Raw genomic sequence first — 10,456 nt, forward strand, 5'->3', positions numbered from 1 at the left:
CGCAGTTCCCCGCGCCCCTGAAATGCAGACGCTTCGCGTCGCATTTCCCCGAGAGATGCGGAGCACCTCCAGGGGCGCGGGGAACTGCGCGACGAGCCACGACGAAAGGCGCGCCCGCCCGATCACAAGGATCCGGCAGACGCGCCTGCGCAGAAGCCCGACGGGCCCGAGCCGATGTCAGCCCGCGACGGCCACGGTCGGCTCGCCGGAGGCCACACCGTCCGCTTCCATCTGTTCGGCGATCTTCATCGCCTCCTCGATCAGCGTCTCCACGATCTTCGACTCGGGGACCGTCTTGATGACCTCGCCCTTGACGAAGATCTGGCCCTTGCCGTTGCCGGAGGCGACGCCGAGGTCGGCCTCGCGGGCCTCGCCCGGGCCGTTCACGACGCAGCCCATGACGGCCACGCGGAGCGGGACCTCCATGCCGTCGAGGCCCGCCGTGACCTCCTCGGCCAGCTTGTAGACGTCGACCTGGGCGCGGCCGCAGGACGGGCAGGAGACGATCTCCAGGCGGCGGGGCTTGAGGTTGAGCGACTCCAGGATCTGGTTGCCGACCTTGATCTCCTCGACCGGCGGGGCCGACAGGGAGACGCGGATCGTGTCGCCGATGCCCTCGGAGAGCAGCGCGCCGAACGCGACGGCCGACTTGATCGTGCCCTGGAACGCCGGGCCCGCCTCCGTCACACCGAGGTGCAGGGGGTAGTCGCACTTCTCGGCCAGGAGGCGGTACGCGTTGACCATGACCACCGGGTCGTTGTGCTTGACCGAGATCTTGATGTCGCGGAAGCCGTGCTCCTCGAAGAGGGACGCCTCCCACAGGGCCGACTCGACGAGGGCCTCGGGGGTCGCCTTGCCGTACTTCTGGAGCAGCCGGCGGTCCAGGGAGCCCGCGTTCACCCCGATGCGGATCGGGGTGCCGTGGTCGTTCGCCGCCTGGGCGATCTCCTTGACCTTGTCGTCGAACTGCTTGATGTTGCCCGGGTTCACGCGGACCGCGGCGCAGCCGGCCTCGATGGCCGCGAAGACGTACTTCGGCTGGAAGTGGATGTCCGCGATGACCGGGATCTGCGACTTCTTGGCGATGATCGGCAGCGCGTCGGCGTCGTCCTGCGTGGGGCAGGCCACCCGCACGATCTGGCAGCCGGACGCCGTCAGCTCGGCGATCTGCTGGAGCGTGGCGCCGATGTCGGACGTACGCGTCGTCGTCATCGACTGGACGGAGACCGGGGCGTCACCGCCGACCGCGACGGTGCCGACCTGGATCTGACGGCTCTTGCGCCGCTCGGCGAGCTTGGTCGGTACGTCCGGCATGCCGAGTGAAATCGCAGTCATCTGCTGTGCAACCCCAAGGTGTGGATCGAGGATCGAGTCCAGAGGCTTCCGAGATTACGTCACCGGCGCGCGCCCCAGCACATCGCGCCCCGCAACTCCACTCAAAGGTGGACGGCCGGGCACCCACAGTGCCCGGCCGTCATGAATGCCCTGCGATCAGGAGATTTTCACCGGGTTAACGACGTCCGCGATGAGCACGAGGATCGTGAAGCAGACGAAGATGCCCGCCACCACGTACGCCACCGGCATGAGCTTCGCCACGTCGAAGGGGCCCGGGTCGGGGCGCCGGAAGACCCGCGCCAGGTTGCGCCGGAGCGACTCCCACAGGGCACCCGCGATGTGCCCGCCGTCGAGCGGGAGCAGCGGAAGCATGTTGAAGAGGAACAGGGAGAGGTTGAACCCCGCCACCAGCATCAGCGCCATCCCCAGCTGCTGGCTCGCCGGGATGTCCATGGTGAAGATCTCGCCGCCGACGCGGGCCGCGCCGACCACGCCCATCGGGGAGTCCTGCTCGCGCGGGCCGTCGCCGAACGCCGCGTCCCACAGGGCCGGGATCTTCGCCGGGAGCGCGATGATCGAGTCGACGGCGTCGCCGACCCGGTCGCCCATCCACGACACGGAGTCGCCGAAGTCCTGCTGGACGACACCCCTGGCGGGGGTGAAGCCGAGGAAGCCGGCAGTGACGTAGCCCTTGACGTACTGGCCGCTGGAGTCCTTCTTCGCCACCTGGTTCGTGGCGATCTTCGCGGTCAGCGTCTTCTGCTGTCCGTCCCGCACGACGACGATCGGGACCGTCTTGCCGGCGCTCTCGCGGATCTCGTCGGACAGGGTGTTCCACTTGTCCGTCGTGACCCCGTTGAACGACACGATCTTGTCCTTCGGCTGGAGGCCTGCCGCCTTCGCCGGGGACTCGTCGTCGGTCTTCTTGCAGGTGTCGCGCTCGGCGCTGGCCTTGATGATGCACGGCGAGACGGAACTGACCACGTTGGTCTGCTGCTGGACACCGAAGCCCATGAGGACCGTGAAGAACAGGCCGATCGCGAGGATCAGGTTCATGAACGGGCCCGCGAACATGACGATGACGCGCTTCCACGGCTTGCGCGTGTAGAAGAGGCGGGTCTCGTCGCCGGGCTTGAGCTCCTCGAAGGCCGCGGCCCGCGCGTCCTCCACCATCGAGCGGAACGGGGACGTCGAGCGGGCCTCGATCTTCCCGTCCGCGCCGGGCGGGAACATGCCGATCATGCGGATGTAGCCGCCGAGCGGGATCGCCTTGACGCCGTACTCGGTCTCGCCCTTCTTGCGCGACCAGATGGTGGGGCCGAAGCCGACCATGTACTGGGGCACGCGGATGCCGAAGAGCTTCGCCGTCGACAGGTGGCCCAGCTCGTGCCAGGCGATGGAGATGAGCAGGCCCACCACGAAGACGACTATGCCGAGGATCATCATCAAGGTCGTCATGCACGAGCCTCCGCGGCTGCCTTGTCCGTAGCGGTCAGTTCACGGGCCCGGGCGCGTGCCCAGGTCTCCGCTTCGAGGACGTCCGCGACGGTCAGGGAAGTTCCCGCTTCCGGTGCGCCGTGTTCGTCGACGACCCGGGTGACGGTCTCCATGATGCCGTTGAACGGCAGGGCGCCCTTCAGGAAGGCGTCCACGCACTCCTCGTTGGCGGCATTGAACACCGCCGGGGCCGTGCCCGCGAGCTCCCCCACGTGCCGGGCGAGCCCCACCGACGGGAACGCGTCGGTGTCGAGGGGGAAGAACTCCCAGCTCGACGCCTTGGTCCAGTCGAACGCGGGGGCCGCGTCGGGGATTCTTTCCGGCCAGCCGAGACCGATGGCGATCGGGCCGCCCATGTCGGGCGGGGTCGCCTGGGCGAGCGTGGAGCCGTCGGTGAACTCGACCATGGAGTGCACGTACGACTGGGGGTGGACGACGACCTCGATGCGGTCGAAGGGGATGTCGTAGAGGAGGTGCGCCTCGATGACCTCCAGACCCTTGTTGACGAGGGTCGCGGAGTTGATCGTGATGACCGGGCCCATCGCCCAGGTGGGGTGCGCGAGGGCGTCCTCGACCGTGACGTGCGCGAGGTCCGCCTTGGTACGGCCGCGGAACGGGCCGCCCGATGCCGTCACCACCAGCTTGCGCACGTCGGCGCGGGTGCCGGCGGCGAGTGCCTGGAAGAGGGCGGCGTGCTCGGAGTCGACCGGGATGATCTGGCCGGGCGCGGCGAGCTTCTTCACCAGGGGGCCGCCGACGATCAGCGACTCCTTGTTGGCGAGGGCGAGGGTGCGGCCCGCTTCGAGGGCGGCGAGCGTCGGAGCGAGGCCGATGGAGCCGGTGATCCCGTTGAGGACGGTGTGGCAGGCGGACCGGGCCACTTCGGTGGCCGCGTCCGGTCCCGCGAGGATCTCGGGGAGCGGCTCGCCCGTCCCGTACTGCGCGGCGAGTGCCTCGCGCAGCGCCGGTACGACGTCCTCGCGGGCGACGGCGACGGTGCGTACGCGCAGTCGGCGCGCCTGCTCGGCGAGCAGGTCGACGCGGCCGCCCGCGGCGCTCAGGGCGGTGACGCGGAACCGGTCCGGGTTGCGCAGGACGAGGTCGATCGCCTGCGTGCCGATCGAGCCCGTCGAGCCCAGGACGACGACGTCCCTGGGGCCGTCGCCAGGGGCGGGGTCGAAGACGAGATGCGGGTCCGCGAGGGGGGATGGGCTGTCGCTCATCCCCCTATTGTGGCGTGGCCTTGCTGTGCGCAGGCCTACCGGTCTCCCCCGGTGGCGAAGTAGTGGCCCTCCTCCAAGTCGTCGAGCAGGCCCTTTTCCTCGGGGTGCCAGTCGAGGAGCGCCGTCGTTCGGGCGTGGGAGGCGCGCACGTCGAAGGTCTGGAACGGGGCGATCCAGCCGAAGTGGTCTCCCGCTTCCCGCGGACTCAGGCTGGTGCGCGGCACGTCGAGGTGGCGGGCGATCACGTCCGCGATGGCGCTGAGCGGGATGCCCTCCTCGGCCACCGCGTGCAGCCGGGCGCCGGCCGGTGCCGACTCCAGGGCCAGGCGGTACAGGCGCGCCGCGTCGAAGCGGTGCACGGCGGGCCAGCGCTGATCGCCGTCGCCGACCACCGCCGCGACGCCCTTCTCGCGGGCGATCTCGATCAGGCGCGGGACGAAGCCGTGGTCGCCGCGGCCGTGCACGGACGCGGCGAGGCGCAGCGCGACGGCCCGCACGCCGCGCTGGGCGAGTGCCAGGGCCGCGTTCTCCGCGGGGGCCCGGCCCGCGGTGGCGAGGGCGGGGTCGTCCTCCGCGGCGACGCGGCCCGGCGCGACCATCAGCGGTGACGACACCACGAACGGTTTGCCGGTGCCTTCGAGCGCCGCCCCGATCGCCTCGACGACCCGCAGGTCCGCGGCCGAGGCGCCCGCGTGGTCGGTGAAGCTGTGGTCGAAGGCGAGGTGGGCGACGCCGTCGGCGTCCTTGGCCGCGGCCGCCAGGCCGTCCGGGTCGGCGAGCGAGCCGCGGTGGACGGCGGCGCCCGCCGCGGTCACCGCCTCCGCGGCCGTGTCCGAGCGGGCGAGGCCGACGACCTCGTGTCCCGCGCCGAGCAGTTCGCGGACCACGGCCGAGCCGATGAATCCGGTGGCGCCGGTGACGAATACGCGCATGGGGTGCTCCTCGATACGGGGTGAGCCGGGTGTGGGGGTGTGGACCCATCGTCGGGAGCGGGGGTGCCGCGCGTCCAAAGCCTGTTCCGTATCGCGCAATGCGGATTCCGTATCACCGCTGCTGAGGGCGCCCGGGTGCCTACGATGGAGAGATGCCCGAGCCCGATGCCGCCGCTCATGCCGATGCCGATGTCGATGCCGATGTCGATGCCAATCTCGATCTCGATCTCGATCTGCGTCTCGTGCGCTACTTCACGGTCGTCGCCGAGCACCGGCACTTCGGACGGGCCGCCGACGCCCTGCACACGACGCAGCCGTCCCTGAGCCGGCAGATCCGGCGGCTCGAACAGGCCCTGGGGGCACGGCTGTTGGACCGTACGCCCCGGGGCAGCACGCTGACCGCGGCCGGTGAGGTGTTCCTGCCGCGGGCGAAGGCCCTGCTGCGGTCGGCCGCGCAGGCCGCGGCGCAGGCGCGGGCCGCCGCAGATCCCGGGCGGTTCACGGTCGGGTTCATCACCGGGATCGTGGTCACGCCGGCGGCGCGCGAGCTGCGCAGACGGCGTCCTGATGCCGAGGTGCGGGCCGTGCATCTGGGCTGGAACGAGACGCGGGCCGCGCTGCTCGACCACCGGGTGGACGCCGTGGTGTCCCGACTGCCCTTCCCCACCGACGAGTTGGAGGTGGCGGTGCTGTACGACGAGCCGCGCGTCCTGCTCGTACCGACGGATCACCGGCTCGCCGGGAAGGAGTCCGTCACCGTCGACGACATCGCCGGCGAGCCGCTGCCGCGGATGGCGGGGAACCCGGCGTGGGACGCGTTCTGGCGAATCGATCCGCGCCCGGACGGCAGCCGCCCGCCCGAGGGGCCGGTCATCGACGTCATCGAGGACAAGCTCGAACTCGTCGCGGACGGGCGGGCGGTGGCGATCTCGGCGGCCGGGGTGCGCGCCCATACGCTGCGGCCCGACGTCACCGCGGTCCCGCTGGCGGGCGTCGAGCCGTGCCAGGTCGTCCTCGCGACGCGGGCCGGGGACCGGGGCGGGCCCGTGGCGGAGTTCCGGAAGGTGGCGCGGGCCCTGCTGACCGGGCCCGCGCACGACGGCTGATCAGCGGATCGGGCGGTGCACGTTCTCCCGTTTCGACGGGCCGGGCGAGGCGTCGGCGATCCAGACGCCGTCGCCGCTCGGGTCCACGATCCCGCCTTCCAGCCAGGTGTACGTCCCGTTGAGGACGCCCTTGACGACCTTGTGGTCGATGTCGTCGGTGTTGGTCCACAGCCGGTCGAAGAGTTCGTCGGCGCGGATGCGGGCCTGGCGGCAGAAGACGTCGGCGAGCTGGTAGGCCTCGCGGCCGTACTCCTCGGTGGTGCGCAGGAGTTCGGCGCGGACGCAGGCCGCGCTCATGGCGAACAGCTCCGCGCCGATGTCGACGATGCGGCCGAGGAAGCCCTGCTTGGTCTCCATGCGGCCCTGCCAGCGGGACATGGCGTAGAAGGTGGAGCGGGCGAGTTTGCGGGCCGAGCGCTCCACGTAGCGCAGGTGCCCGGAGAGGTCGGGGTGGCCGTCGGGGTGGAACTCGGCGTAGGAGCGCGGGAGTTGGCCGGGCCCCGCGACGAGTTTCGGGAGCCAGCGGGCGTAGAAGCCGCCGGCCTTCGCGCCCGCCTTCGCCTTGTCCGCGAGGGACTTGTCGGGGTCGATGAGGTCGCCGGCGACGGCGAGGTGGGCGTCGACGGCCTCGCGGGCGATCAGCAGGTGCATGATCTCGGTCGAGCCCTCGAAGATGCGGTTGATGCGCAGGTCGCGCAGGACCTGTTCGGCGGGGACGGCGCGTTCGCCGCGCGCGGCGAGCGAGTCGGCGGTCTCGAAGCCGCGGCCGCCGCGGATCTGGACGAGTTCGTCGGCCATGAGCCAGGCCATCTCGGAGCCGTACAGCTTGGCGAGGGCGGCCTCGATGCGGATGTCGTTGCGGTCCTCGTCGGCCATCTGGGAGGACAGGTCGAGGACCGCTTCCAGGGCGAACGTGGTCGCCGCGATGAAGCTGATCTTCGCGCCGACCGCCTCGTGGAACGCGACCGGCTTGCCCCACTGCTCGCGCGCCGCCGACCACTCGCGGGCGATCTTCAGGCACCACTTGCCGGCGCCCACGCACATCGCGGGCAGTGACAGACGGCCCGTGTTGAGCGTGGTCAGGGCGATCTTGAGGCCGGCGCCCTCGGGGCCGATGCGGTTGGCGGCCGGCACCCTGACCTGGTGGAAGCGGGTGACGCCGTTCTCCAGGCCCCGTAGGCCCATGAAGGCGTTGCGGTTCTCCACGGTGATGCCCTCGGAGGCGGCCTCGACGACGAAGGCCGTGATGCCGCCCTTGTGGCCCTCGGACTTCGGCACGCGGGCCATGACGACGAGGAGGTCGGCGACCACACCGTTCGTCGTCCACAGCTTCACGCCGTCGAGGATGTAGTCCGTGCCCTCGGGACCTTCGGGCACCGCCATGGTGGCGAGCCGGGCCGGGTCGGAGCCCACGTCCGGTTCGGTCAGCAGGAACGCGCTGATGTCGGTGCGCGCGCAGCGCGGCAGGAACGCGTCGCGCTGCTCCTGCGTGCCGAAGAGCTTCAACGGCTGCGGTACGCCGATGGACTGGTGCGCCGACAGCAGCGCGCCGATGGCCGGGCTCGCCGAACCGGCGAGCGCGAGGGCCTTGTTGTAGTACACCTGCGTCAGGCCGAGGCCGCCGTACTTCGTGTCGATCTTCATGCCGAAGGCGCCGAGCTCCTTGAGCCCGTTGATCGTCTCGTCGGGGATCCTCGCCTCGCGCTCGATGAGGGCCGAGTCGATCTCCGTCTCGCAGAAGTCGCGCAGCTTCGCGAGGAACTCCTCGCCGCGCTGCGCGTGCTCGTCGGCGGGCATCGGGTGCGGGTGGACGAGGTCGAGCCGGAACCGGCCGAGGAACAGTTCCTTGGCGAAGCTGGGCTTGCGCCAGTCCTGCTCCCGGGCCGCCTCGGCGACCTGCCTGGCCTCCCGCTCCGAAACCTTGGGCTGGGGTGTTGCGGACATGAGGTTCACCTCGCCGCGCGTCGGGTGACCGGCCCGGCTCATGACCGACCGGTGCTACTCGATCGTATGTACCTGATTACGGGCATGTCGACCACCCCTCGCGCCACCATCAGTCGTCGAGCGCAGCGCGGCAAGAGTGAGGGCGGCCCGGCACTGACCGGGCACCAGTGGGCGGCGTCGGAGCGCCGCCCGCGTTGACCGAGGATTGCGTGATCAGAACGCTACGGCCCCGTCCACCGCGGCCACTGGCGCGTCGAACAGTGGCCTCAACTGCCAGTACCGCGAGCATGCTGCCGAGCGTTGAACGCAGAACTGGTGATCGGAACCTTTGGCGTCACGACGTTGAGAGTCTGGACGCAACTCAAGCCCTATGTGTATCGCGAGCGCGAAATACGCGGCACGCAGCACATGGCACTTTTCGAAGACCTCGCCTGTCGGGCGCGAGAAAATCCGCCCGCGCAGATCCATGAGAAGTTGGGGCTTCGCAGGGATCCGAGGCCCTGACGGAATGACCACGCAGGAACTGCGTGGGGATCATCGCCGCGGACCCTGGCGAGGCTCCCGGGGCACGTGCGACACAGCACCGACGTCCGCCCCGCCCCGCATGAGGCTCCACGGGGCCCTACTCCAGCCGAACCAGCGTCATACCCGCAGGCCGCAGAGGTGCGAAGGCCGACGGCCTGAGCCCCCGCACAGTGGGCTCAGGCCGTCGAGTGCGGGGTCGCGTCAGAGCGCGAGGCCCGTCAGGACGAGGACACGCTCGTACGTGTAGTCGTCCATCGCGTAGCGCACGCCCTCACGGCCGACGCCGGACTGCTTGGCGCCGCCGTACGGCATCTGGTCGGCGCGGTAGGACGGCACGTCGCCGACGACCACGCCGCCGACCTCAAGGGCACGGTGGGCACGGAAGGCGGTCTGCAGGTCGTGGGTGAACACCCCTGCCTGGAGGCCGTACTTGGAGTCGTTGACGGCGGCGAACGCCTCGGCCTCGCCGTCGACCTTCTTCACGGTGAGGACCGGACCGAAGACCTCCTCGCAGGAGATCGTGACGTCCGCCGGTACGTCAGCGAGGACGGTCGGCGCGTAGGTGGCACCGTCGCGCTTGCCGCCGGCGAGGAGCGAGGCGCCGGCGTCGACGGCCTCGGTCACCCACGCCTCGACGCGCTTGGCCGCGTCCTCGCTGACCAGCGGGCCCACGTCCGTGGCGTCGTCGGCCGGGTCACCGGTGACCTGCGCCTCGACGGCGGCGACGATCTTCGGGAGCAGCCGGTCGTAGACGGCGGCGTCGGCGATGACGCGCTGCACCGAGATGCAGGACTGGCCGCCCTGGTAGTTGGAGAAGGTGGCGATGCGGGTCGCGGCCCAGTCCAGGTCGGCGTCGGAGGCCCAGTCGCCGAGGACGACGGCCGCGCCGTTGCCGCCGAGCTCCAGGGTGCAGTGCTTGCGCGGCACGCTGTCCATGATCGCGTAACCGACCGGGCCGGAGCCGGTGAAGGAGATGACCGGGAGCCGCTCGTCCTGGACGAGGGCCGGCATCCGGTCGTTCGGCACGGTGAGGACGGACCAGGAGCCGGCCGGCAGCTCGGTCTCGGCGAGCAGCTCGCCGAGGATCAGGGAGGAGATCGGCGTCGCGGGCGCCGGCTTGAGGATGATCGGCGCGCCGACCGCGATGGCCGGGGCGACCTTGTGGGCGCTGAGGTTCAGCGGGAAGTTGAACGGGGCGATGCCGAGCACGACGCCCTTGGGGATACGACGGGTCAGCGCGAGGCGCCCCTGACCGCCGAGGTCCGTGTCGAGGCGCTGCGCCTCACCGCTGTTCCAGCGACGGGCCTCCTCGGCCGCGAACCGGAACACGGAGACCGCCCGGCCGACCTCGCCGCGGGCCCACTTGATGGGCTTGCCGTTCTCGGCGGAGATCAGCCGGGCGATCTCCTCGGTGCGCTCGGTGAGGCGGTCGGCGACGTGGTTCAGCGCCTTGGCCCGTACGTGCGCCGGGGTCGCGGCGAACTCGTCCACGACGGCGTGGGCGGCGGCGACGGCCTCCTCGACCTGCGCCTCGGTCGGCACGGCGACGGTGCCGACGAGACGGCCGTCGTAGGAGTTGTGGACCTCGAAGGTCTCGTCTCCGGTGGCCTGGCGGCCGGCGAGCCAGAAGGCGTGGGTGGCGGTCATGTGTCTTCTACCGGCCTCTCCGTGTACGTGGGCTGTTGCGGGCCCCACGTTAGGCTGCCGCCGGGGGCGGGCGGTTTGGCCGCTCTGGAGTGTTGGGTGCGGGGGGTTCGCCGATATGGCGTGTGCGCCGTGGGGGGTGCGGTTTCGGTGGCCTCTGCGGGTGCGTGGGGGCTGGTCGCGCAGTTCCCCGCGCCCCTGGAGCATGCGCTGCGCGCAGCTCCCCGCGCCCCTGGGGAGCTGCGCGCAG

7 protein-coding genes are annotated in these 10,456 nt (G+C 71.0%); 1 reads left to right on the top strand and 6 read right to left on the bottom strand.

Annotated features, from left to right (window positions below; all coding sequences use genetic code 11):
- Window positions 1-177: 177 nt before the first annotated feature.
- The 4 genes from ispG to AB0L37_RS38090 all read right to left on the bottom strand — a co-directional run bounded on the left by ispG (window position 178) and on the right by AB0L37_RS38090 (window position 4,987).
- A complete protein-coding gene (gene ispG / locus AB0L37_RS38075; protein ID WP_365516669.1) occupies window positions 178-1,335 on the bottom strand; it encodes a flavodoxin-dependent (E)-4-hydroxy-3-methylbut-2-enyl-diphosphate synthase in 1,158 nt (385 codons plus the stop codon).
- A 156-nt stretch (window positions 1,336-1,491) separates the two neighbouring features.
- A complete protein-coding gene (locus tag AB0L37_RS38080; protein ID WP_365516672.1) occupies window positions 1,492-2,793 on the bottom strand; it encodes a site-2 protease family protein in 1,302 nt (433 codons plus the stop codon).
- The gene (gene dxr / locus AB0L37_RS38085; RefSeq protein ID WP_365516675.1) at window positions 2,790-4,055 is read right to left on the bottom strand and encodes a 1-deoxy-D-xylulose-5-phosphate reductoisomerase; all 1,266 of its coding nucleotides are present in this window, start codon (window positions 4,053-4,055) and stop codon (window positions 2,790-2,792) included. The genes AB0L37_RS38080 and dxr overlap by 4 nt, the downstream gene beginning before the upstream one ends.
- Before the next feature lie 35 nt (window positions 4,056-4,090).
- Window positions 4,091-4,987 carry an SDR family oxidoreductase gene (locus AB0L37_RS38090; RefSeq protein WP_365516678.1) on the bottom strand — a complete coding sequence of 299 codons (897 nt, stop codon included), beginning with the start codon at window positions 4,985-4,987 and terminating at the stop codon, window positions 4,091-4,093.
- Window positions 4,988-5,139: 152 nt separating this feature from the next.
- Between AB0L37_RS38090 and AB0L37_RS38095 the strand changes: the two genes are divergently transcribed.
- On the top strand, window positions 5,140-6,093 hold the full coding sequence (locus AB0L37_RS38095; RefSeq protein WP_365516681.1) for a LysR family transcriptional regulator: 954 nt from the start codon (window positions 5,140-5,142) through the stop codon (window positions 6,091-6,093).
- Here AB0L37_RS38095 and AB0L37_RS38100 read toward each other — a convergent pair whose 3' ends face one another.
- Window positions 6,094-8,037, bottom strand: a complete 1,944-nt coding sequence (locus AB0L37_RS38100; protein WP_365516684.1) for an acyl-CoA dehydrogenase family protein — start codon at window positions 8,035-8,037, stop codon at window positions 6,094-6,096.
- A 726-nt stretch (window positions 8,038-8,763) separates the two neighbouring features.
- Complete coding sequence (locus AB0L37_RS38105) at window positions 8,764-10,209, bottom strand: aldehyde dehydrogenase family protein (RefSeq protein ID WP_365516687.1); 1,446 nt, start codon at window positions 10,207-10,209, stop codon at window positions 8,764-8,766.
- Window positions 10,210-10,456: the final 247 nt, after the last annotated feature.

The organism is Streptomyces sp. NPDC052225, assembly GCF_040679615.1.
Classification (GTDB): Bacteria; Actinomycetota; Actinomycetes; order Streptomycetales; family Streptomycetaceae; genus Streptomyces.